The sequence below is a fragment of the Streptomyces sp. NPDC088810 genome (genome assembly GCF_044750305.1).
In the GTDB taxonomy this organism is placed as follows: Bacteria; Actinomycetota; Actinomycetes; order Streptomycetales; family Streptomycetaceae; genus Streptomyces.
Genome location: NZ_JBIVJQ010000007.1, coordinates 338,907 through 360,468 on the forward strand (window position 1 = coordinate 338,907; position 21,562 = coordinate 360,468).

18 protein-coding genes and 1 tRNA gene are annotated in these 21,562 nt (G+C 69.7%); 10 read left to right on the top strand and 9 right to left on the bottom strand.

What is annotated here, in order from left to right; genetic code table 11:
- Positions 1-238 precede the first annotated feature (238 nt).
- The 7 genes from purS (at position 239) to purM (ending at position 7,777) form a co-directional block, all read left to right on the top strand.
- Positions 239-502, top strand: coding sequence for a phosphoribosylformylglycinamidine synthase subunit PurS (purS, locus tag ACIP4Y_RS23955; protein ID WP_014673609.1), 264 nt, complete (start codon positions 239-241; stop codon positions 500-502).
- Positions 499-1,179, top strand: a complete 681-nt coding sequence (gene purQ / locus ACIP4Y_RS23960) for a phosphoribosylformylglycinamidine synthase subunit PurQ (RefSeq protein WP_358640982.1) — start codon at positions 499-501, stop codon at positions 1,177-1,179. The genes purS and purQ overlap by 4 nt, the downstream gene beginning before the upstream one ends.
- A complete protein-coding gene (gene purL, locus ACIP4Y_RS23965; RefSeq protein ID WP_401396868.1) occupies positions 1,176-3,434 on the top strand; it encodes a phosphoribosylformylglycinamidine synthase subunit PurL in 2,259 nt (752 codons plus the stop codon). The genes purQ and purL overlap by 4 nt, the downstream gene beginning before the upstream one ends.
- Before the next feature lie 125 nt (positions 3,435-3,559).
- Positions 3,560-4,357: a sterol carrier family protein gene (locus ACIP4Y_RS23970; RefSeq protein WP_401396871.1), complete on the top strand. Its 798-nt coding sequence runs from the start codon at positions 3,560-3,562 to the stop codon at positions 4,355-4,357.
- A gap of 151 nt (positions 4,358-4,508) precedes the next feature.
- Positions 4,509-4,943, top strand: a complete 435-nt coding sequence (locus ACIP4Y_RS23975) for an META domain-containing protein (protein WP_401396874.1) — start codon at positions 4,509-4,511, stop codon at positions 4,941-4,943.
- A 201-nt stretch (positions 4,944-5,144) separates the two neighbouring features.
- Positions 5,145-6,674: an amidophosphoribosyltransferase gene (purF, locus tag ACIP4Y_RS23980; RefSeq protein ID WP_358640989.1), complete on the top strand. Its 1,530-nt coding sequence runs from the start codon at positions 5,145-5,147 to the stop codon at positions 6,672-6,674.
- 35 nt (positions 6,675-6,709) lie between these two features.
- Positions 6,710-7,777, top strand: coding sequence for a phosphoribosylformylglycinamidine cyclo-ligase (purM, locus tag ACIP4Y_RS23985; protein ID WP_401396877.1), 1,068 nt, complete (start codon positions 6,710-6,712; stop codon positions 7,775-7,777).
- A gap of 66 nt (positions 7,778-7,843) precedes the next feature.
- On the opposite strand, the gene ACIP4Y_RS23990 is transcribed toward purM, so the two are convergent.
- Positions 7,844-8,089 carry a DUF3073 domain-containing protein gene (locus tag ACIP4Y_RS23990; protein WP_358640993.1) on the bottom strand — a complete coding sequence of 82 codons (246 nt, stop codon included), beginning with the start codon at positions 8,087-8,089 and terminating at the stop codon, positions 7,844-7,846.
- A 290-nt stretch (positions 8,090-8,379) separates the two neighbouring features.
- On the bottom strand, positions 8,380-9,486 hold the full coding sequence (locus tag ACIP4Y_RS23995) for a Glu/Leu/Phe/Val dehydrogenase dimerization domain-containing protein (RefSeq protein ID WP_358640994.1): 1,107 nt from the start codon (positions 9,484-9,486) through the stop codon (positions 8,380-8,382).
- 199 nt (positions 9,487-9,685) lie between these two features.
- Between ACIP4Y_RS23995 and ACIP4Y_RS24000 the strand changes: the two genes are divergently transcribed.
- Together ACIP4Y_RS24000 and bldC are read left to right on the top strand one after the other, a co-directional pair.
- On the top strand, positions 9,686-10,528 hold the full coding sequence (locus ACIP4Y_RS24000; RefSeq protein ID WP_401396881.1) for a hypothetical protein: 843 nt from the start codon (positions 9,686-9,688) through the stop codon (positions 10,526-10,528).
- A gap of 518 nt (positions 10,529-11,046) precedes the next feature.
- Entirely contained in the window at positions 11,047-11,253 is a 207-nt protein-coding gene (bldC, locus tag ACIP4Y_RS24005; protein WP_003949541.1) for a developmental transcriptional regulator BldC, read from the top strand.
- A gap of 442 nt (positions 11,254-11,695) precedes the next feature.
- Here bldC and ACIP4Y_RS24010 read toward each other — a convergent pair whose 3' ends face one another.
- From ACIP4Y_RS24010 to hrpA, 3 genes are all read right to left on the bottom strand, one after another.
- A complete protein-coding gene (locus tag ACIP4Y_RS24010) occupies positions 11,696-11,887 on the bottom strand; it encodes a DUF6274 family protein (protein ID WP_401396884.1) in 192 nt (63 codons plus the stop codon).
- Positions 11,888-12,397: 510 nt separating this feature from the next.
- Positions 12,398-12,472 (bottom strand) — tRNA-Asp (locus tag ACIP4Y_RS24015).
- 94 nt (positions 12,473-12,566) lie between these two features.
- A complete protein-coding gene (hrpA, locus tag ACIP4Y_RS24020) occupies positions 12,567-16,511 on the bottom strand; it encodes an ATP-dependent RNA helicase HrpA (RefSeq protein WP_401396887.1) in 3,945 nt (1,314 codons plus the stop codon).
- A gap of 88 nt (positions 16,512-16,599) precedes the next feature.
- Between hrpA and ACIP4Y_RS24025 the strand changes: the two genes are divergently transcribed.
- The gene (locus ACIP4Y_RS24025) at positions 16,600-17,658 is read left to right on the top strand and encodes an ABC transporter permease (protein WP_401396890.1); all 1,059 of its coding nucleotides are present in this window, start codon (positions 16,600-16,602) and stop codon (positions 17,656-17,658) included.
- Here the strand turns inward: ACIP4Y_RS24025 and ACIP4Y_RS24030 are convergent.
- The 4 genes from ACIP4Y_RS24030 to ACIP4Y_RS24045 form a co-directional block, all read right to left on the bottom strand.
- A complete protein-coding gene (locus ACIP4Y_RS24030) occupies positions 17,655-17,975 on the bottom strand; it encodes a hypothetical protein (protein WP_401396893.1) in 321 nt (106 codons plus the stop codon). The genes ACIP4Y_RS24025 and ACIP4Y_RS24030 overlap by 4 nt on opposite strands.
- A gap of 72 nt (positions 17,976-18,047) precedes the next feature.
- Positions 18,048-19,670 carry a hypothetical protein gene (locus ACIP4Y_RS24035; protein ID WP_401396896.1) on the bottom strand — a complete coding sequence of 541 codons (1,623 nt, stop codon included), beginning with the start codon at positions 19,668-19,670 and terminating at the stop codon, positions 18,048-18,050.
- Positions 19,671-19,768: 98 nt separating this feature from the next.
- Positions 19,769-20,428 (bottom strand): histone deacetylase, encoded by a 660-nt coding sequence (locus tag ACIP4Y_RS24040; protein ID WP_401396899.1) that lies wholly within the window; start codon positions 20,426-20,428, stop codon positions 19,769-19,771.
- Between the two features lie 282 nt (positions 20,429-20,710).
- On the bottom strand, positions 20,711-21,520 hold the full coding sequence (locus tag ACIP4Y_RS24045) for a class I SAM-dependent methyltransferase (RefSeq protein WP_401396902.1): 810 nt from the start codon (positions 21,518-21,520) through the stop codon (positions 20,711-20,713).
- Positions 21,521-21,562: the final 42 nt, after the last annotated feature.

The window sequence follows — 21,562 nt, forward strand, 5'->3', positions numbered from 1 at the left end:
ATTCATTTGTACAGTGCCCGGCAATGCAAAGTGAAGCCCGACTAAATCCGTCCGCGTGTCCGGGCGCAATAGGGTGCGTCGGACGGACTGTGGAACTTTCCCAGAAGTTTTCACGGGCGGGCGGCTTCGACACCCGATCGTGATGCGCCTCACGTACTTTCCTCCAACTCTACCCGCGTAGAAATTTTGTGCGGGTAGTCTGAAGGAACCTGCTCAGCACCACACACCGGGAGTGCCAGTGGCACGCGTCGTAGTCGACGTCATGCTCAAGCCGGAGATCCTCGACCCCCAGGGCCAGGCGGTCCAGCGTGCGCTGCCGCGCCTGGGATTCGAGGGGATCTCGGACGTACGTCAGGGAAAGCGTTTCGAACTGGAAGTTGACGGGCCGGTCGACGAAGCCGCGCTCGCCCGGATCCGCGATCTTGCGGAATCCTTCCTCGCCAACACGGTGATCGAGGACTTCACGGTCCGGGTCGATGAAGTCGCGGAGGCGGCGAAGTGACCGCTCGTATTGGCGTCGTCACTTTCCCGGGCAGCCTGGACGACCGGGACACCCAGCGCGCGATCCGTATCGCCGGGGCGGAACCGGTCGCCCTCTGGCACAAGGACAAGGACCTCAAGCAGGTCGACGCCGTCGTGCTGTGCGGCGGTTTCTCCTACGGCGACTACCTGCGGGCCGGCGCCATCGCCCGCTTCTCGCCGGTGATGGAGCCGCTCGTCGAGCAGGCGAAGGCCGGACTGCCGGTCCTCGGCATCTGCAACGGCTTCCAGATCCTCACCGAGGCCCACCTCCTCCCGGGCGCGATGCTCGGCAACGACCACCTCCACTTCATCTGCCGCGACCAGAAGCTGCGGGTGGAGAACGCGGAGACCTCCTGGACCAGCGACTACCGCGCCGGCCAGGAGATCCACATCCCGCTGAAGAACATGGACGGCCGGTACGTCGCCGACGCGTACACGCTCGACAAGCTGGAGGCAGAGGGCCGCGTCGCCTTCCGCTACCTGGACTTCAACCCGAACGGCTCGCTCAACGACATCGCCGGCATCACCAACGAGGCGGGCAATGTCGTCGGCCTCATGCCGCACCCGGAGCACGCCGTCGAGCCGCTGATCGGTACGGGCCGTACCGACGGGCTCCCGTTCTTCACCTCGATCCTCAAGAAGCTGGTCAACGCATGAGCCGGACGCCTCTGGACACGGTCGAGCACGCGGCCGCGACCCCCGACGTCGAGCTGCCCTGGGCCGAACTGGGCCTGAAGAACGACGAGTACGAGCGGGTGGTGGAGATCCTCGGCCGCCGCCCCACCGGCGCCGAACTCGCCATGTACTCGGTCATGTGGTCCGAGCACTGCTCGTACAAGTCCTCCAAGGTGCACCTGCGCCAGTTCGGCGAGAAGGCACCCGAGAGCGACGCCCTGCTCGTCGGCATCGGCGAGAACGCCGGCGTGGTCGACGTCGGCCAGGGCTACGCGGTCACCTTCAAGGTCGAGTCGCACAACCACCCGTCGTACGTGGAGCCCTACCAGGGCGCGGCCACGGGGGTCGGCGGCATCGTCCGCGACATCATCGCGATGGGCGCCCGCCCGGTCGCCGTGGTCGACCCGCTGCGCTTCGGCGCGGCCGACCACCCCGACACCAAGCGCGTCCTGCCGGGCGTGGTCGCCGGCATCGGCGGCTACGGCAACTGCCTGGGCCTGCCCAACATCGGCGGCGAGGTCGTCTTCGACTCCTGCTACCAGGGCAACCCGCTGGTCAACGCCGGTGCCATCGGTGTGATGCGGCACGAGGACATCCACCTCGCCAAGGCCTCCGGCGCGGGCAACAAGGTCGTCCTGTACGGCGCCCGGACCGGCGGCGACGGCATCGGCGGCGCGTCGATCCTCGCCTCCGAGACCTTCGACGACGCCAAGCCGTCGAAGCGCCCGGCCGTCCAGGTCGGCGACCCCTTCCAGGAGAAGCTGCTCATCGAGTGCACCCTGGAGGCGTTCAGGGAGAAGCTGGTCGTCGGCATCCAGGACCTCGGCGCGGCCGGTCTGTCCTGTGCCACGTCCGAGCTGGCCTCCAACGGCTCCGGCGGCATGCGCGTGACCCTGGACGACGTCCCGCTCCGCGACTCCACGCTCTCGCCCGAGGAGATCCTCATGAGCGAGTCGCAGGAGCGCATGTGCGCGGTCGTGGAGCCGGAGAAGGTCGACCGCTTCCTGGAGATCTGCGAGAAGTGGGACGTCATCGCCACCGTCATCGGTGAGGTGACCGACGGCGACCGCCTGGAGATCTACTGGCACGGCGAGAAGATCGTCGACGTCGACCCGCGCACGGTCGCGCACGAGGGCCCGGTCTACGAGCGTCCCTACGCCCGCCCCGAGTGGCAGGACGCCCTCCAGGCCGACGACGCGAACAAGCTGCCCCGCCCGGAGACCGGCGAGGAGCTGAAGAACCAGGTCCTGAAGCTGGTCGGCTCGCCGAACCAGGCGTCGAAGAAGTGGATCACGTCCCAGTACGACCACTTCGTGCAGGGCAACACCGTCCTCGCCCAGCCGGAGGACTCCGGCATGATCCGCGTGGACGAGACCACCGGTCTCGGTGTCGCCATCGCCACGGACGGCAACGGCCGCTACGCCAAGCTGGACCCGTACACCGGCGCCCAGCTCGCCCTGGCCGAGGCCTACCGGAACGTGGCGACCACCGGCGCCAAGCCGCTGGCCGTCTCCGACTGCCTGAACTTCGGCTCCCCCGAGGACCCGGCGGTGATGTGGCAGTTCGCCGAGGCCGTGCGCGGTCTCGCCGACGGCTGCCTGCAGCTCGGCACCCCGGTGACCGGCGGCAACGTCTCGCTCTACAACCAGACGGGCGAGGCCGCCATCCACCCGACCCCGGTCGTCGCGGTCCTCGGCGTGATCGACGACGTCGCCCGCCGCACTCCGGTCGCCTTCCAGGAGGAGGGTCAGCTGATCTACCTCCTCGGCGACACCCGCGAGGAGTTCGGCGGCTCGGCCTGGTCCCAGGTGATCCACGACCACCTCGGCGGTCTGCCCCCGGCGGTGGACCTGGAGCGGGAGCGGCTGCTGGCCGAGATCCTGATCTCCGCCTCCCGCGACGGCATGATCGACTCCGCGCACGACCTGTCCGACGGCGGTCTGGTCCAGGCGGTCGTGGAGTCGGCGCTGCTCGGCGGCAAGGGCGCCCGTCTGGTCGTACCCGACGGCCTGGACGCCTTCACCTTCCTGTTCTCCGAGTCGGCCGGCCGCGCCATCGTCGCCGTGCCGCGCTCGGAGGAGGTCCGCTTCAACGACATGTGCGGTGCGCGGGGCCTGCCGGCCACCCGCATCGGTGTCGTCGACGGCGACGCGGTCGAGGTCCAGGGCGAGTTCACCCTCTCCCTCGCCGAGCTGCGCCGGGCGCACGAGGAGACGATCCCGGCGCTGCTGGCGTAAGCGGCATCCCGGCACCCGCGGCCCCGCCCGCTCCGGCAGGCGGGGCCGAGTCGTACCCACCGGGCGGCACGGCAAGTGGCGGTCACCGGCGTACTGTTGGCGGCCATGGAGGTGATCTGACTCTCATGCCACCGGCCAAGAAACGTGCCCGCAGCTACGACCCGGCCAAGACCCGGGCCGCGGTCCTCGCCCAGTTCGCGAACGTCCGGGAGGCCGTCCGCGGTCTCGGTGCCGAGCAGCTCGGCCTGCCCACGCGGCTGGGCGGGTGGACCGTACGGGACCTGATCGCGCACATCGGTATGGCGGTCACCGCCGTCCACCGGGCACTGGACGTGCCCGCCCCGCCGAAGCAGACCGTCACCGTGGCCGAGTGGCCGTTCTCCACCGCGCCGCGTGCCGCCGCCATCGACGACTTCACGCGGGGCCTGACCGCCGGCCACCCGGACCTCGGCGCCTACCTCGCCGACGTCGACCACAGCCTGCGCGCCCTGCTGGACGAGCACCCCGGCAGCCGGCTGCTGGACACCAGCGCGGGCGCCCTGCCGCTGGCCGACTACCTCGTCACCCGCACCGTCGAGCTGGTCGTCCACACCGACGACCTGAACGCCGCCGTCCCGGGCCTGGACGTGCCGTACGACCGGCAGGCCCTGGCCGCCGCCACCCGGCTGCTCGCCGACGCCCTCGCGCTGAAGGCGCCCGGCGGCTCCACCGAGGTGCGGGTGCCGCCGTACGCCGTCGTGCAGTGCGTCGAGGGGCCGCGGCACACCCGCGGCACCCCGCCCAACGTCGTGGAGACCGACCCGCTGACCTGGATCCGGCTCGCCACCGGCCGCGTGACCTGGCAGGACGCGCTGTCCGGGGCGAAGGTCAGCGCGAGCGGGGAGCGGGCCGACCTCGGGGGGCTGCTCCCGGTCATGGCGTAGGGCCTGTCTTCCGGATCTTGCCGGTGTCGCGGGGCCTGGCTCGGCTGCGCACGCGCGGGAGGGGAGCAAGGCCTTGGCCGTCGTGGCACCGCGGCGGGAACCGGTCGGGCCGGCCGCCCGTCGAATCCGTATGAACCGGTACAAGCAGCGCGTGACCCTGGCGGTGGCCGCCGTGCTTCTCCCGTTCGCGGTGGCCTGTGGCAGCGAGAAGGGGGACAGTGGGGCGGTGAGCGTCCAGCAGCCGGTGACCGGGATCGACTGGCGGGTCGACAGCATCACCGTCGGCGGTACGACCCGGCAGGCGCCCGCCCCCGCCCGCCTGCGCATCGACGAGGACGGCAGGGCGGCCGGCAACCTGGGCTGCAACCACTTCAGCGCCCGGGCCACCGTGCGCGGCGACCGGATCACCATCGGCGACCTGCGCACGACCCGGATGGCCTGCAGCGAGGAGCGGATGGCGTTCGAGCGCGCCCTCGCCCGCACCCTCACCACCGGCACGCTCACCGCCGAGCGCCACGCCGCGGAACTGACGCTCACCGACGGCGACGGCGACCGCGTCCACCTGAGCCGCAGCGCCTCCGAATGATGTGCGACACCTCACTCATGCATACGGCGAAGATGCCCGTGACCGGCCCGTACGGCGTTCCCGGAGCCCCCGCCGAGCACTGACGAACGGCCGTGACCAGCGCAGACGTAGAAACCACCAAGGTGATCGAGACCGGCCGCGCCGTTACGGGCGCGTATCCCCAATTCGGACCAGTGGTCGATCTCGCCTACACTCGGAGGCGTGCCACGTGGTGACGGTCGACTCAATCACGATCTGCTTCCCGGCGAAAAAGGCCCCCAGGACGCTTGCGGCGTCTTCGGCGTCTGGGCTCCGGGTGAAGAGGTCGCAAAGCTCACGTACTTCGGGCTCTACGCCCTCCAGCACCGGGGTCAGGAATCCGCGGGAATCGCGGTCAGCAACGGCTCCCAGATCCTCGTCTTCAAGGACATGGGCCTGGTCTCCCAGGTCTTCGACGAGACCTCGCTCGGTTCCCTCCAGGGTCATATTGCGGTCGGACACGCCCGCTACTCGACCACCGGCGCCTCCGTGTGGGAGAACGCCCAGCCGACGTTCCGCGCCACCGCGCACGGCTCGATCGCGCTCGGTCACAACGGCAACCTGGTCAACACGGCGCAGCTCGCCGAGATGGTCGCCGAACTCCCGAACGACAACAACAGCCGCTCCACCCGGGTCGCGGCCACCAACGACACCGACCTGCTGACGGCCCTGCTGGCCGCCCAGGTCGACGAGGACGGCAAGCCGCTCACCATCGAGGAGGCGGCCCACCAGGTCCTCCCGAAGGTGCAGGGCGCCTTCTCGCTCGTCTTCATGGACGAGCACACCCTCTACACCGCCCGTGACCCGCAGGGCATCCGGCCGCTGGTCCTCGGCCGCCTGGAGCGCGGCTGGGTGGTCGCCTCCGAGTCCGCCGCCCTCGACATCGTGGGCGCCAGCTACGTCCGCGAGATAGAACCGGGCGAGTTCGTCGCCATCGACGAGAACGGCCTGCGCAGCTCCCGATTCGCGGATGCGAAGCCCAAGGGCTGTGTCTTCGAGTACGTGTACCTGGCCCGCCCGGACACCGACATCGCCGGCCGGAACGTCTACCTCTCCCGCGTGGAGATGGGCCGCCGGCTGGCCAAGGAAGCCCCCGCAGAGGCCGACCTGGTCATAGCGACCCCGGAATCCGGCACCCCGGCCGCCATCGGCTACGCGGAGGCCTCCGGCATTCCCTTCGGCGCCGGCCTGGTCAAGAACGCGTACGTGGGCCGTACGTTCATCCAGCCCTCGCAGACCATCCGCCAGCTGGGCATCCGCCTGAAGCTGAATCCGCTGAAGGAAGTCATCAAGGGCAAGCGCCTGGTCGTCGTCGACGACTCGATCGTGCGCGGCAACACCCAGCGGGCCCTGGTCCGCATGCTCCGCGAGGCCGGCGCCGCCGAGGTCCACATCCGGATCTCCTCCCCGCCCGTGAAGTGGCCCTGCTTCTTCGGCATCGACTTCGCCACGCGCGCGGAGCTGATCGCCAACGGCATGACCATCGAGGAGATCGGCACCAGCCTCGGCGCCGACTCGCTCGCCTACATCTCCATCGACGGCATGATCGAGGCGACCACGATCGCCAAGCCGAACCTGTGCCGCGCCTGCTTCGACGGCGAGTACCCGATGGAGCTGCCGGACCCCGAGCTGCTCGGCAAGCAGCTCCTGGAGACCGAGCTGGCGGCCGGTCCCGCGGCCACGGCCGCCTCCGACGCGATCCGTCGCCCGTAACACCCCTGCAGTACGACACGAAAGCTCTCACAGTCATGTCTGAGACAACTGGTGCCAGCTACGCAGCGGCGGGCGTCGACATCGAGGCGGGCGACCGCGCCGTCGAGCTCATGAAGGAGTGGGTGAAGAAGACCCAGCGCCCCGAGGTCCTCGGCGGCCTCGGCGGCTTCGCCGGACTCTTCGACGCCTCCGCCCTCAAGCGCTACGAGCGCCCGCTGCTCGCCTCCGCCACGGACGGAGTCGGCACGAAGGTCGACATCGCGCGCCGGATGGGCGTCTACGACACCATCGGCCACGACCTGGTCGCCATGGTCATGGACGACATCGTGGTGTGCGGCGCCGAGCCGCTGTTCATGACCGACTACATCTGCGTCGGCAAGGTGCACCCCGAGCGCGTCGCGGCCATCGTCAAGGGCATCGCGGAAGGCTGTGTGCTGGCCGGCTGCGCCCTCGTGGGCGGTGAGACCGCCGAACACCCGGGTCTGCTGGGCGAGGACGACTTCGACGTCGCCGGCGCCGGTACGGGCGTCGTGGAGGCCGACCGGCTGCTGGGCGCGGATCGCATCCGTACGGGTGACACCGTGATCGCCATGGCGTCCTCCGGGCTTCACTCGAACGGATACTCCCTGGTCCGCCACGTCCTGCTGGACCGCGCCGGGCTGGCCCTGGAGACCGAGGTCGCGGAGCTGGGCCGGACCCTCGGCGAGGAGCTGCTGGAGCCCACCAGGATCTACTCGCTGGACTGCCTCGCGCTGACCCGCACCGCCGAGGTGCACGCCTTCAGCCACGTCACCGGCGGCGGTCTGGCCGCCAACCTGGCCCGGGTGATCCCGGACGGTCTGCACGCCGTGGTCGACCGCTCCACCTGGGCCCCGGGCGCGATCTTCGACCTGGTCGGGAAGACCGGGAACGTCGAGCGCCTGGAGCTGGAGAAGACCCTCAACATGGGCGTCGGCATGATCGCCGTCGTCCCGGAGGAGTCGGCCGAGGTGGCCCTCGCGACCCTGGCCGACCGGGGCGTCGACGCCTGGGTCGCCGGCGAGATCACCGAGCGGGGCGAGAAGGAGACCGGCGCGGAGCTGGTGGGAGACTACGCCGCCTGACCTTGCGAACAGCACAGAAGCCGGTCGGTGGCTGTGCCACCGACCGGTCTCGTGCTCAGTGCAAGGTCAAGCGCCTCGACGGTGCTGTGCGGGACCCTCGTCCTCGTCGTCGTCCTCATAGAGGTCGGCGTAGCGGGAGTACAGGTCGTCGTCGTCTTGCTCATCGTCCTCGAAGCGGTCGCCGTTCGGCGACTGGTTCGACGTCGATGCGCCCAGCTCCTCGGCCAGGCGTGAGAGGTCCGTCCCGCCGCTGTTGTACTTCAGCTGGCGGGCGACCTTCGTCTGCTTGGCCTTGGCCCGGCCGCGCCCCATGGCTCGACCCCCTCAACGACGGGGCTCGACGGCCCCAGAGTCTGACACGCGTTCATGATCTGGAACGGACTCTCCGCGGAGAGGCCGGTCCGTAGGGCTTCCACGGTACCTGAGCCCGCGCCCATACGGTACGTCGCCCGCAGCACGCGCGTGTGCCCAGGACCTTCGAGGCGCCCTGTCCTCGCTGGTCAGTGGCGATTTTAACCACTTATCGGGGAACGACCCGCCGGGGGAAGTGAGAGTTCTCTCTAAGTTCCCGCCGACGGGTACCGCTCGTGTGTGCGACCGGGCTAGCGCGCGGCGCCGGCCGACCGGGCGTCGGCCATCCGCTGCTCGGCGATCCGGTCCGCCGCCGCGGCCGGCGGAATCCCGTCTTCCTTCGCACGTGCGAATATGGCCAGCGTGGTGTCGAAGATCTTCGCCGCCTTCGCCTTGCACCGGTCGAAGTCGAACCCGTGCAGCTCGTCGGCCACCTGGATGACCCCGCCGGCGTTCACCACGTAGTCCGGCGCGTAGAGGATCCCGCGGTCGGCGAGGTCCTTCTCCACACCCGGGTGGGCCAGCTGGTTGTTGGCCGCACCGCAGACCACCCGGGCGGTGAGCACCGGCACGGAGTCGTCGTTCAGGGCGCCGCCGAGGGCGCACGGGGCGTAGATGTCCAGCCCCTCGACCCGGATCAGCTCCTCGGTGTCGGCGACGGCCGTCACGCCCGCGGGGTACTGGTCGAGGATCCGCCGGACGGCGTCCGCGCGCACGTCCGTGATCACGACCTCGGCGCCCTCGTCGCGCAGGTGCTTCACCAGGTGGTGGCCGACCTTGCCGACGCCGGCGATGCCGACCTTCCGGCCGCGCAGCGAGGGGTCGCCCCACAGGTGCTGGGCGGAGGCGCGCATGCCCTGGTAGACGCCGAAGGCGGTGAGCACCGAGGAGTCGCCGGCGCCGCCGTTCTCGGGGGAGCGGCCGGTGGTCCAGCGGCACTCGCGGGCCACGACGTCCATGTCGGCGACGTAGGTGCCCACGTCGCACGCGGTCACGTAGCGGCCGCCGAGCGAGGCGACCATGCGGCCGTAGGCGAGGAGCAGCTCCTCGGTCTTGTCGCGCTCCGGGTCGCCGATGATCACGGCCTTCCCGCCGCCGTGGTCGAGGCCGGCCATGGCGTTCTTGTACGACATCCCGCGCGCGAGGTTGAGGGCGTCGGCGACGGCCTCGGCCTCCGTGGCGTACGGGTAGAAGCGCGTGCCGCCGAGGGCGGGGCCCAGGGCGGTGGAGTGGATGGCGATCACGGCCTTGAGGCCGCTGGCCTGGTCCTGGCAGAGCACGACCTGCTCATGACCGCCCTGGTCCGAGTGGAACAGGGTGTGCAGGACATCAGCAGGCGCGCCGGTTACGTCGGTCACTGTGGTGACTCCTGTGTACATAGCGGCGAGTGGGGTCGGTCCCCGTACGGGTGGCGGGGAGCCGTGGCACGAGCGTAGAGCCTCGGCCACCTCACCATCCGCGCAGTGTTCAGGATCACTCTCCGGGGCCCTCTGTGCACGTATGACCGTGGCACGATTTGCAGTGTTTCGAGCCGGGTCCGATGGGGAGGGAGCAGGCGTGCCGAAGGTGTCCTCCGTGGTCGTCCCCTATGCCGCGTACCTGCGCGTGTACGAGCCGCTGGGCGCCTTTCCCGAGCCGGAGCGCAGCCACTGGGCGCGCTACGCGTGCCGCCCCGACCGCCCCTCCTACCAGGACGAACTGCGTCGGTCCCTGGCGGACCTGCTGCCCGTCCCGCCGATCGCGGTGCCGGTGCACGAGAGCAGCGACGCCTTCGTGCTGGAGGTCGACGGGGTGGTCTGCGTGTGCCCCTGGCGGACCCGGCTGCGCGGCTGGCAGGCGCTGGGCGAGCTGGCCGAGGAGCTGCCGCCGCCGGTGCTGGACGCGGTGCTGCCGCCGGTGGTGCGGCGCCAGGCCGCCCAGGACTACGAGCGCTGGCTGGCCCGCAACCCCGACGCCCGCCCGTGGATCCGGACGGCGACCTGGCAGGTGCCGCTGAACTGGTTCGTGCTGGTCTCGGATGAGGAGCGGCGGTACGACAAGGGCACCGCCGAGGTGCCGCCGGTGCTGCGCTACCGCACGCCGATGGTGCAGGCCCGGCGCCGGGTGGCGCGGGGGCTGCGCACGCTGCGGGACACCGTCGAGGAGGGCCCGCTGGTCGACGGTCTGCTGGATGTCGGCCGCTGGCTGGAGGAGTTCCACCCCCGCTCGCTCGTGGAGCTGGACTACGGCGGCCTGGTGCACGTGCTGCCGGCGGGCGAGCTGGAGGACGACCACTCGGCGGCGGACGTGGCGGCCGGCATCGAGGCGCTGCGCCGGGGTGACGGGATGGCCGCCGGCGAGGCCTACGGGCGGCTGGTCGAGCGGTGGCGGGCGGTACGGGACCGGCGTTCCGCGAACTGAGTGACGTACGTCACGGTCAAATCGGCGCCGGGCGGCGTACGTTCTACTCGCTTAGACCACCTGACGGGATGTTGGTCCCGATCTGGACTTTTGTCCCAAGGGTGATGGATGGCACTTACCCGGCCCTTGCGCCTCTTGCTATCCCTCGTGCCAAAATAGGACAAGGAGTCCGGGGAGGACTCCGTCCGTCCAACTGTGCTCCAACATGGGCGGATTCTCCGCATTGCACGCTTTGGGGGGTCTGGTGACTCCTGATCGTCCTGTGACTGATCGTCACAGTGGCGTGACTGTCCGCTATGGCATGGTCCATCGGCTTCCGTCGCTGATGAACACCTGGGAGGGCAATTCCATCGGTTTGGCCGACGCGGCTGGACAGATGGTGTAGTTGTAGTGCCGAGGACAAGCCGTTCGTCCTATAACCGACTCGACTCGCGTCCGCCATTTCGGGCAACGCGGGTCAAGGTGCAGAATTTAGAGGAAAGAACCGAGAAGGTTCGGTTCTCCCGAGGAGGCCGCTCATGACCGCTCGCACCCCTGATGCCGAGCCGCTGCTGACCCCGGCTGAGGTCGCCACCATGTTCCGTGTCGACCCCAAGACGGTCACGCGGTGGGCGAAGGCCGGCAAGCTCACGTCCATCCGTACGCTCGGCGGGCACCGCCGCTACCGCGAGGCCGAGGTTCGCGCTCTGCTCGCGGGCATCCCGCAGCAGCGCAGCGAGGCCTGAACAACTTCATAACCGGGCAAGGCGGTCGGTCCCCCAACCGGCCGAAACGCCCGAAACCCTAGCTCCAAGCGACGCGGGACCTGCCCCAACAGGGCCCTCGCCCAAGCCGAAGAGAACGTCATAGGCAGCGACACAGGGTGCGTCGTCGATCGCGCTGGACTCCGCCGGGTCCAGCGCGATCTTTTTTGTGCGCCTCCTTGTAGGAGTCTGGGGAGCGCTGTCGGAACGGCTGTGGTCCGGCTCTGGCGGCGGTGCAATTGCACATATTAAATTGACCCTTTGTATGACGGGGGTAAGTGCCGCAGTTTCAAAAACTCATGCGGTGACTCCCGTCACACTCCAGCACGCTTGTTGCTCGCGACCCGTGTGCGTTAGAGGGATGTCGGGCGGGGGTGCGGGACCCAGACTCCCACGCCTGTATGGCGGTTGAGCCCGCGGAGGGTCACGCGTCCCCGGGAGCCTCCTCCTCGACGGCCTCCTGCTCGCCCTCCTGCCCGCGCGGGCCGGCATCCATCGCCAGCCGCAGCAGGTGGTGGCAGATGGGGCAGTGGCGCGTGAGGTGCCGGTAGGACGAGGCGGCCGACAGATGGGCCCTCAGGAGCGCCCGCGTCTCGTGCCTGACCGACGCCGCCATACGCCACCTCCAGGGGCCGCACAGGAGGAACGGGCCCTGCTCCCTGGGTACCGAGGGAATGTGACCCCGTCAAGGCCGCGCGGGGTCCGCAGGGCGGCACAGAGCCCCCCTTTCGGCCCGGAACAACAAAAAGGGCCCCTCTCGGGGGCCCTCTTCAGCGATGCGGTCCTGACGGGATGTGCCGTGTTGTTTGCGGCTCTGCCGCGCGGCGCGGCCTGCGGTGGGGCGGGTGGGGGTGTGGGTCCTTGCCGGACGGGGGCCTGGATCCTGGTGCGGTCCTGGCGGGATTTGCTGTGTTGTTTGCGGCTCCGCCGCGGGCGCGGCCTGCGGTGGGGCGGGTGGGGGTGGGGGTGGGGCTCGTTGTCCTTGCCGGACGGGGGCCGGGATCCTGGTGCGGTCCTGGCGGGATGTGCTGTGTGTGTTTGCGGCTTCGCCGCGGGCGCGGCCTTGGCGGCGGCGGGGTATGAGTGAGGCCCGCCATCCTTGATCGGATGCGGGCCTCACTGGATGCGGTCCTGACGGGATTTGAACCCGCGGCCTCCACCTTGACAGGGTGGCGAGCACTCCAAACTGCTCCACAGGACCTGGTGTCGCGGCGCTTGTTCGTGCGTTGCGCTGCGAGAAGGACTGTACAGGAGGGTGAGGGCCCTGGTCGAACTCACCCTCCGTGCGGGAGTGGTTACGGGGCGGCCGCGTCGATCGCCTTCACGATCCGCTTGTCCGAGACCGGGTACGCCGTGCCCAGCGCGTGCGCGAAGTAGCTGACCCGGAGTTCCTCGATCATCCAGCGGATCTCCAGCACCGAGGAGGGGACCGGCCGGCCCTTCGGGAGCTGTTCCAGGAGCCAGGCGTACTCGTCCTGCATCTCGTGGACCTTCTCCATGCGGGTCGTGTCCCGCTGGACGTTCGTCGGCATCTGCTGCAGGCGCCGGTCGGCGGCCACCAGATACCGCATCAGGTCGGGCAGCCGCCGTATGCCCGCCCACGTCACGAAACCGGACCTCACGAGGGCGTCCAGCTGCTTGCGGACGTCCGTGAGGTTCGCCAGCAGCACCGGGCTGCTCACGGCCTTCAGCCGCCGCTCACAGGCCTGCCAGGCGGCCAGCACCTGCTGCACCTGGGTGACCGTACGCACCGTGGTGTCCACGATCTCGGCGCGCACCTTGTCGTACAGCTTCCGGTACGACTCCTCGTCCCACGCCGGCCCCCCGAAGTCCGCGATCAACTTGTCCGCCGCGGCCATCGCGCAGTCGTCGAACAGGGCCTGGACCGAGCCGTGCGGGTTGGCGGAGAGCGCCAGCTTCTGGGCGTTCGTCAGCTTCTCGGACGCGAACTTCGCCGGGTTCACCGGGATGTTGCGCAGGATCAGCCGGCGGGTGCCCTTCCACATCGCCTCGGCCTGCTCCGCCTCGGTGTCGAAGAGGCGGACCGAGACCGTGTCACCGTCGTCGACGAGGGCCGGGTACGCCTTCACCGGCTGCCCGGCCCGACGGGTCTCGAAGACCCGGGTGAGGGTGCCGATGGTCCAGTCCGTCAGACCCTTGCGCTCCAGGGACTCCCCGCCCTCGCGGGACGCGGTCGCCGCCGCGGCCTGGGACAGGGCCTGGCGCGCCTTCGGCTTCAGGCGCAGCTTCAGCGCCTGAAGGTCCTTGTCCTCGGCCAGCTTCCGGCGCCGCTCGTCGACGATCCGGAAGGTGATCTTCAGGTGGTCGGGGACCTTCGCCCAGTCGAAGTCCTCCGCCTCGAACGGGACACCGACCATCCGCTTCAGCTCGCGCGCCATCGTCACCGTCAGCGGCTCCTGGAGGGGCACCGCCTTCTCCAGGAACGCCCTCGCGTAGTTCGGCGCCGGTACGTAGTGGCGGCGGATCGGCTTGGGCAGCGAGCGGATCAGCTCCGTCACCACCTCCTCGCGCAGGCCCGGAATCTGCCAGTCGAAGCCCTCGTCCGTGACCTGGTTGAGGACCTGGAGCGGGACGTGGACCGTCACGCCGTCGGCGTCCGCGCCCGGCTCGAACTGGTACGTCACCCGGAACTTCAGCTGGCCCTGCCGCCAGGTGTCGGGGTAGTCGGCCTTGGTGACCGCCTCCGCCGACTCCCGGATGAGCATCTCCCGCTCGAAGTCCAGGAAGTCCGGCTGCTCGTGGCGCTTGCGCTTCCACCAGGAGTCGAAGTGGGCGCCGGAGACGACGTGCTCGGGCACCCGCTGGTCGTAGAAGTCGAAGAGCGTGTCGTCGTCGACCACGATGTCCCGGCGCCGGGCGCGGTGCTCCAGCTCCTCGACCTCGCTCAGGAGTTTGCGGTTGTCGGCGAAGAACTTGTGGTGCGTGCGCCAGTCGCCCTCCACCAGTGCGTTGCGGATGAACAGTTCGCGGGAGACCTCGGGGTCGATCCGGCCGTAGTTCACCTTCCGCTGGGCGACGATCGGGACGCCGTACAGCGTGACCTTCTCGTACGCCATCACGGCCGCCTGGTCCTTCTCCCAGTGCGGTTCGCTGTACGTCCGCTTGAGGAGGTGTCCGGCGAGCGGCTCCACCCACTCCGGTTCGATCTTGGCGTTGACCCGGGCCCAGAGCCGGCTCGTCTCCACCAGCTCGGCCGACATCACGAACTTCGGCTGCTTCCTGAACAGCGACGAGCCCGGGAAGATCGCGAACTTGGCGTTCCGGGCGCCCAGGTACTCGTTCTTGTTCCCGTCCTTCACGTCCTTCATCCCGATGTGGGAGAGGAGGCCGGCGAGGAGGGAGACGTGGATCCGGTCGGCGGGGGCATCGTCCTCGTCGAGGTGGATGCCCATCTGCTTGGCGACCGTGCGCAGCTGGGTGTAGATGTCCTGCCATTCGCGAATGCGCAGGAAGTTCAGGTACTCCTGCTTGCACATCCGGCGGAAGGACGACGACCCCCGCTCCTTCTGCTGCTCGCGGACGTACCGCCACAGGTTCAGGTAGGCGAGGAAGTCGCTGGTCTCGTCCTTGAAGCGGGCGTGCTGCTGGTCGGCCTGGGCCTGCTTGTCGGCCGGGCGCTCGCGCGGGTCCTGGATGGACAGCGCGGCGGCGATGACCATCACCTCGCGGACACAGCCGTTCCGGTCGGCCTCCAGGACCATCCGGGCCAGACGCGGGTCGACCGGCAGCTGGGCCAGCTTGCGGCCGGTGTCCGTCAGCCGCTTGCGCGGGTCCTTCTGCGCCGGGTCCAGCGCGCCCAGCTCCTGGAGCAGCTGCACGCCGTCGCGGATGTTGCGGTGGTCCGGCGGGTCGATGAAGGGGAACTTCTCGATGTCGCCGAGGCCGGCCGCGGTCATCTGCAGGATGACGGAGGCCAGGTTCGTCCGGAGGATCTCCGCGTCCGTGAACTCCGGGCGGGCGAGGAAGTCCTCCTCGGAGTACAGCCGGATGCAGATGCCGTCGCTGGTACGGCCGCAGCGGCCCTTGCGCTGGTTGGCGCTGGCCTGCGAGACCGGCTCGATCGGCAGCCGCTGGACCTTGGTGCGGTGGCTGTAGCGGCTGATCCGGGCGAAGCCGGGGTCGATGACGTACTTGATGCCGGGGACGGTGAGCGAGGTCTCGGCGACGTTGGTCGCCAGAACGATCCTGCGCCCGGTGTGCGGCTGGAACACCCGGTGCTGCTCGGCGTGGGAGAGCCGGGCGTACAGCGGCAGGACCTCGGTGAATCTGTACTTCTTCTTCTCCAGCGCGTCCGCGGTGTCCCGGATCTCCCGCTCGCCGGAGAGGAAGACCAGGATGTCGCCCGGGCCCTCGGCCTGGAGTTCCTCGACGGCGTCGCAGATCGCGGTGATCTGGTCGCGGTCGGCGTCGTCCGACTCCTCCTCCAGCAGGGGGCGGTAGCGGACCTCCACCGGGTACGTCCGCCCGCTGACCTCGATGATCGGGGCGTCGCCGAAGTGCCGGGAGAAGCGCTCCGGGTCGATGGTCGCCGAGGTGATGACGACCTTCAGGTCGGGCCGCTTGGGCAGCAGCTGGGCGAGGTAGCCCAGCAGGAAGTCGATGTTGAGGGACCGCTCGTGGGCCTCGTCGATGATGATCGTGTCGTAGGCGCGCAGCTCGCGGTCGGTCTGGATCTCGGCGAGCAGGATGCCGTCCGTCATCAGCTTGATGAACGTGGCGTCCGGGTTCACCTGGTCGGTGAAGCGGACCTTCCAGCCGACGGACTCGCCGAGGGGCGTCCTCAGCTCCTCCGCGACCCGTTCGGCCACGGTCCGGGCGGCGATCCGGCGGGGCTGGGTGTGCCCGATCATGCCGCGCACGCCCCGGCCCAGCTCCAGACAGATCTTCGGGATCTGCGTGGTCTTGCCGGAACCGGTCTCACCGGCCACGATGACGACCTGGTGATCGCGGATGGCCTCCGCGATCACGTCCTTCTTCTGGCTGACCGGCAGCTGCTCGGGGTAGGTGACGACCGGCACGCGGGAGCGGCGCTCGGCCATCCGGGCCGCGGCCTTGTCGATCTCGCCGTCGATCTCGGCGAGGACGGCGGCGCGGGCCTCCGGCTTACGGATCTTGCGCGCGCCCTCCAGCCGCCGTCCGAGCCGGTGCGCGTCGCGCAGCGACAGCTCGGTCAGGCGGGGGGCGAGGGTGCCGGGGGCGGGGGCGGGATGCGTAGACATACGCGATCCAGGATCTCACCTCGGCGGAAAATCACGCGAACGATTTCAACCGGGGCGTGATGTCATGGCATGACCTAGCGTGGGCGACATGCCCGATTCCCCTCACGGAGAGCACGGCCACCCCCGACCCCACGCGGACCACTGGACGGCGTTCCGGGAGTCCCCCTTCCTGCCCGCCACGGTCCTCCTCCTCATCGTCGCCGCCGCGGCGGGCCTCTTCGCCGGGTCGTACACGTACGCCATGGCCAACCCCACCCCGCACAGCATCCCCACGGCGGTGACCGGCGCCCACGACCGGCCGGCCGCCCGGCGGTTCATCGACGGCATGGAACGGGCGCTGCACGCCTCCCTGAAGCTGCACCCGTACGGCAGCCGCGAGGACGCGGTGCGGGCGGTGGACGAGCAGAAGGTGTTCGCGGTGGTCGACGCGCCCAAGGGCGGCCGGACGATCACCGTGAACGTGTCCGGTGCGTCCGGCGCGACGGTCGCCCAGGTGCTCGGCGAGACGGCGGTGAAGGTCGGCCAGGCCACCGGCACCCCCGTGAGGGTCCACGACCTCAAGCCGCTCCAGCAGGGCGACCCGAGAGGCCTGGCGATCTTCTACATCTCGCTCGCCGCCGTGATCGTCGGCTTCGTCGGCGCCATCCAGCTGAGCGTGCACGCAAAGGAGCTGAACCCGCTGGAGCGGATCGCGTTCACCGTCGCCTACGCGCTGCTCGGCGGCTTCGTGATCGCCGCGGTGGTGGACTGGCTGCTGGGCGCGCTGCAGCTGCCGTTCGTGGAGTCCTGGCTGATCCTCGCCCTGACGATGTTCACCTCGGGCATGGTGTTCACGATGTTCAACACCCTGCTCGGACGCTGGGCCATGCTGCCGACCTGGGGCCTGATGGTGCTGCTGGGCAACCCGTCGTCCGGCGGGGCCGTCTCCTGGCCCCTGCTGCCGTCGCCGCTCGGCACGATCGGCCGCTGGCTGCCGCCCGGCGGCTCGGTGAACGCCCAGCACACCGCGGTGTACTTCCGCGGCCACCAGCACGCCTTCCCGTTCCTGGTACTGGCGGGCTGGACGGTCGTCTCCTGCGCGGTGTTCCTGATCTGGCGGCACCGCCACCCCGGCGGCAGACCGACCGGGGCGGCCCCCGCGGGTTAGGAGGCGCGCTGGGCGGGCGGGGCCGGCGGGGCGGGCTCGGGGTGCCTGCGGCCCGGGCCTTCTCCCAGCGCGATCGACCTCGCGGTGTTGGAGACGGCCTTGATGCCCAGGTAGGCGGTGGTCACGCTGCTGACGGCGGTGAACGCGGCGGTGAGGATGCCGACGATCACCGCCTTGTCCCCGCCGAGCCGCCACACGCCGAAGACCGCCACTGCGGCGATCGCCAGATTGCTGATGACGACCGCGAGCAGCCCGTACCGGGCCCGGACCTTCTCCAGCTCGGTGTCCCCGATGGCTCTGGCCTCGTCCCGGCTCATGTCTCCCCCCGCCCCCGCGCACCACGCGCGGCCCGCCTGAACGTAGCGCCGGCCGGGCGAGGTGCCAAGGCGTCACCGCACGTCGACGTAGTCCTCCGCGCCCTCGCCCACGAAGTGCTTGCTGTCGGGGTACAGGAAGACGGGCACCCAGGTGCCGTCCTGCCTGGCCGTGAAGCCCTTGCTGAAGGATCCCGTGCTCTTCGTGGTGACCGTGGCCATCAGGTACCAGCTCGTCGCGCCCTTGGGCCGGAAGAGGATCTGCACCTTCTTGAAGCCGTACGCCTTCCACGTGCCGGAGCCGACCGCACGCTCCTGGAGCACGCCCTTGACGGTGACGGTCCTGCCCTTGGTCACCGGCTCCGGGGAGGCGTTGGCGTCCTTGATCCGGGTGAGCGCGCGGTTGCGGCGCAGGCTGTTGCTGGTGCTGCCCTTGATGTCCTTGGTGGTGGAGCCGGCGTAGCGCAGGCGCCAGTAGCCGTCCGTGTAGCCGGGCACCTTGTCGGCGACGAACTGGGAGCCGAAGCCGGCCTTCACGGTCTTCTTCGTGCTCCAGCCGGTCTTGCCGTCCGGTGAGTACTGGATGTCCACACTGGCCTGGTCGTTGACGTCACGGCCGATCAGGTCGAGCGTGCCGGTGATCTTCAGCTGCGCGTACTTGTCCAGCGACGCGGTGAAACCGGTGAACTTCGTCGTCGCCGTGACCGCCACGGTGACATCCGCCGTGCTGTGCTGCGCGAACGGGGTGTACGACGTGAAGGCGATCTCGTAGACGCTCTTGCTGCCGTACGGGGTCCGCACGAAGGAGAAGCGGCCGTTCGCGTCGGTCGTCGCGCCGACCGGGCTGCAGGTGCTGCACTCCTTGTAGTCCATCTCCAGCGGGATGCCGGACAGCGGCTTCCAGTCGGCACCGCTCTGGTACTGCAGCGTGCCGGTGACGTTGATCTTCTCGCCGGTGGTGACGTGGAAGCTGCTCTTGTCCAGGACCATCCGGGTCGGCGCGGCCTTCGGCCAGACCTGGACCGGAGCGGCGGCGGCGAAGCCCAGGCCGCCGTTGTAGTCGGCGGAGACCCAGCCGGCCTGCTCCAGCCGGTGCGGGACGGCGAAGTGCCCGGCCTCGTCCGTAACGGCGGTCGCCTTTTCGCCGCCCCCGTCGAACGAGAGGTTCACGGTGGCGCCGGGCAGCGGCACGGTCTCCCGGGTGCCGGGGTCGCGGACGACCATGTCGCCGGCGGCCGTGACCGTCTGGTGCTCGATGTCCGGCTCGCCGGGCGTGACGGCGAAGCTGCTGAACACGGGCTGCTTCGCGTAGTGCAGCGTGCCCGCGTTCTGCTCGACGGTGGTCTCGCCGGAGCCGTCCGTGGCCTCGACGTCGACCGTGTAGTCGCCGAGGGTGTCCAGGTGGATCGGCTGGGACGCCCACACGGCGTCCCACGAGCTGGACTCGTACCGCTTGGTGAAGTCGGTGATCGTGGCCACCGGCGCGTCGGTCGCGCTGCTGCCGGCCGGACGGAGCCTCGCGACGAGCTTGCTGACCTCACCGCTGTAGTTGAGGCGTACGTCGAGGACCGACCAGTCGGCCTGATCGCTGTAGGCGTCCCGGACGGTCGGGCCCGCGGCGTGGGCCGTGCCGGGGAGGGCGAGCGTGGCGACCAGGACGGCGCCGGCCGTCACCAACCCTCTGGAGATCTGTCTCAAGTACCCCCCTCAGGGTCCCTGTACGACGAAACCCCTCGCTCGAGCGGGAGTGGGGTTCTCGCCAAATGTGGCCCGATCGTACTGGCCACCGTTGCGGGCTAACCGAGGAGGGCGGCGATGTCCCGCGGCGACCAGTGGTCCGTGGCGCCGGGGCAGGCCGCGACATAGGAGGCGACCGCGTCCAGGTCCCACGCGCCGGCCGAGAGCAGGCCCGCGGCCAGGAAACGGATGTAGGCGGCGGAGGGAGGAACCCACGGCACGTCGTGCATCCCCCACGGCGCCGTGAAGGTCAGGACCGGCAGGCCGTCCACCTGACCGGCACAGACGAGCGTCTCGTAGCGGCCCTCGCCCAGCACGGCACGCCCCTGGCTGAGGACGTCCGCCAAATCCAGGTCCGCGCCCGGCGCCCGGTACATCTCCTGAGCGGCGATGTCGGCGAACTGCCCGGCGGTCACCAGGTGCGCCCTGGCCAGCACCCGCCCGTTCACCTCCGGGTCGTAGAAGGCGCGGCCGCCTCCCCACACCGGTGACCTGGTGGCGAAGTACATCGCGCCGGTCAGTTCCACGGGGATCGACCGGGCCGGCATGGCGGGGTCGCGGCATCCCGGGTACTCCCTGGCCCCGCCGGGCGGGCACCCGCCCCTGAGGTAGGCGGCGAGCCGGTCCAGGTGCACGTTGGATCCGTAGGACGTGTACCAGACGCGCTCGGGATACCAGTCGAGCGGCAGGGTCGGGTCGATGCTCGGTAAGGCCTTCACCTGGCGGTGCTCCGTCGATGTCCCGGGGGTATGGCTGGTACGACAACGGCTGGTACGAAAGAGGCCCCCTCCACGATCGTGGAGAGGGCCTCTGCCCTGGTCAGGGCGGCTGTGGCTGGGGCCGGGGTCGAACCGGCGACCTTCCGCTTTTCAGGCCGAGCCTGAGCGGAGGCGGGCCCCGTGGTGCAGGTCATAGCGTGTCGCCTCCGGTCGTCGTTGTACGCCACTGTTGGCGTACGGGTTGGCGTACGCCAACCCGATGTACGGCAGTTGGGCCAGTCATCAGTCCGGAGCCGTCCCCACGGCCAGGAGATGTGAGCTGGCGGCGAGTAGCTCGGGGTACGGCTCCGCCATACGCGCGGCGGCCATCGCGGAGGCAATCAGGTCGTCCGTGGGCCCATCGCCCGGCTGCTGCTCTGCCGTTTTGACCAGTGACCATGCGGGCCCCTCAATCCCGAAGACCTGCACGTCTGTAAGGCCGGACGCGACAAGCTCAGCCACCAGCTCTTCGGCTCGGTGGAAGTAGGAGACGGTGAAGCCTCGTACGCCGTCGTAGACGGCCGTCTCAAGAATCTTGGAGACCGAATCGTGAATCCGCTCTTTGTGCAGGTGAGCGTATGTGACGTGCTCGAAGAGTGAGGCATAGCGGTTGATCGCAGCCGCAGCCACCAGGCCGCCCGGCTTCACAACGCGGCACGCTTCCGACAGAGCCTTGGCCCGATCGGCAGGGTCAGGGAGGTGGTACAGCGGGCCAAGGAGCTGCACAACATCGAAACTGTCGTCTGCCTCATGCAGGTCACGGGCGTCGCCAAGGACCGCTGAACAGATGGCTGCCGCACTTTCGACGTGACGGGGGACAGGGTCCACGAGAGTGACCTCGTAACCGTCATTCACGAGCCACTCGGCGTGAATGCCGGTCGCTCCGCCCACGTCGAGTACGCGGGCCGGCGCAGGAGGCAAGAAGCGGCGGAGAAGCTCCTGTGTTCTGGCCAGCTCCATACGCCCGTCTGCCGAGACTCGTAGGCGACTGTCCTCGTTCACTGTCTCGCCGTAGAACCGCATCACGGAGGGGTCCAATTCGAGGTTCGACATGCCCGCAGTATCCTGTGTACCGGTGGACCAGTCCAGCGCGCG